We start from the raw sequence: 1,056 nt of genomic DNA, 5'->3' as shown, positions 1-1,056 counted from the left end.
ACTGGACGTTTCATTAGCATTGATGGCGTTATAGCTGAGTCGAAGGCGGCGGTGGAGTAGCTCCAGCCTGGGCATCCAGTCGAATCGCGCCTTATCAACCGCTTCGCATTTGCAATGATCTGCAGCCTTTGGTAACTCAATCGTGTTTGATTGACTTTCGGCCCGGAATCGACGGACTCAGCGTCCTCAGGACAGCCTGACATCACCATATGCCAGGAGAATGACCGAGCGCCGCGCGTACCCGTCCGACCTGTCCGACGCCCGCTGGGCCTTGATCGCACCCCGGCTGACCGCCTGGCGACAGGCCCGCACCGACGCCCGAACCCACCTCGGCATCAAGGGCCGCACCCCTACCCACGACCTGCGCGAGATCTTCAACGCGATCCTCTACGTCAATCGCACTGGTATCGCCTGGCGTTACCTGCCCCACGATTTCCCTCCACACGCGACGGTCTACGGCTATTTCGCGTTATGGAGCAAAGAAGGGATCTTCACCCAACTCAACTACCACCTCACCGGACTCGTCCGCGACCACCACGGCCGCACCGTCAAACCGACCGCATCGATCATGGACACGCAGAGCGTGAAGACATCCACCAACGTGCCCGTCGAGACACAGGGCATCGACGCCGGCAAGAAGATCGTCGGCCGCAAACGCGGCATCATCACCGACACCCTCGGCCTGCTGCTCGCCGTGCTCGTCACCGCCGCCAGCGTCAGCGACAACGTGATCGGCAACGACCTGCTCGACCAAGCCGCCACGATCCATCCGACTTTGGCCAAGACCTGGGTCGATGCCGGATTCAAGGTCAAAACAGTCGAACACGGCGCCACACTCGGCATCGACGTCGAGGTCGTCACCAAGGATCCGCAGGTCAAAGGCTTCAGCGTGCTCAAGCGGCGGTGGGTCGTCGAACGCACCATCGGTTGGCTCATGCAGCATCGCCGCCTGACCCGCGACTACGAAGCGCTGCCCGGCAACTCCGCCAGCATGATCACCATTGCCATGATCGACAACCTCGCCCGGCGTCTCACCGACGAAACCACCCCAACCTG

Annotated in this window: 1 protein-coding gene; it reads left to right on the top strand. The window is 61.7% G+C overall.

Annotated features, from left to right (window positions below; all coding sequences use genetic code 11):
* Positions 1-220: 220 nt before the first annotated feature.
* Positions 221-1,056: IS5 family transposase (locus Ade02nite_RS48850; protein WP_203778296.1), on the top strand; the 836-nt coding region annotated here is incomplete at its 3' end.

The organism is Paractinoplanes deccanensis (genome assembly GCF_016862115.1).
In the GTDB taxonomy this organism is placed as follows: Bacteria; Actinomycetota; Actinomycetes; order Mycobacteriales; family Micromonosporaceae; genus Actinoplanes; species Actinoplanes deccanensis.
Note: the sequence above shows the minus strand (reverse complement) of the source record. Positions and strands in the feature narration are given on the sequence as shown.